This window comes from Vibrio sp. 10N.222.52.B7 (genome assembly GCF_041474275.1).
GTDB lineage: Bacteria > Pseudomonadota > Gammaproteobacteria > Enterobacterales > Vibrionaceae > Vibrio > Vibrio crassostreae_C.
Map to the genome: position 1 here is coordinate 1 of NZ_JBFRTU010000705.1, position 401 is coordinate 401.

Annotated in this window: 1 protein-coding gene and 1 pseudogene; both read left to right on the plus strand. The window is 39.4% G+C overall.

What is annotated here, in order from left to right; all coding sequences use genetic code 11:
• Positions 1-9 precede the first annotated feature (9 nt).
• Positions 10-114 (plus strand): Solitary outer membrane autotransporter beta-barrel domain, encoded by a 105-nt coding sequence (locus AB4512_RS24900; protein WP_372176139.1) that lies wholly within the window; start codon positions 10-12, stop codon positions 112-114.
• Between the two features lie 118 nt (positions 115-232).
• Positions 233-401, plus strand: a pseudogene (locus tag AB4512_RS24905) (sensor domain-containing diguanylate cyclase); the annotation flags it as partial.

Below are 401 nucleotides of genomic sequence, written 5' to 3' on the forward strand. Positions count from 1 at the left end.
GTATTTGATGTGCCTTACGATTCTTACTTTTTTGACAACTTCGGGATTGGAATTAACTTCAATTATGGCAGCTCACTCAGTGGCGGGAGCTTGCTATTCTTACTCAATAATTAGCATAAGTTGTTGATCTTAATGGTACTCATATAATTTGAATTTGTATGTGTCGTAAAATGGTAAATATCTTAGTGAAAACTTAGCCATCATAGTCATTCGCCCATCACTAGAGCAGACTATGAATAAGTTAAGTTTGGACCGAAAAATGCCGCTATACGTGGTGTCTACACTTGCCCTTAATATGGCAGTTAGCTTGTGGTTATTGAGTATGGCTTCTTCGGCAGTCATGGCTTTTTCTGTGTGCGCGTTGTTTTTGCTCAGCACCCTCATTACTGCACGCCTATATC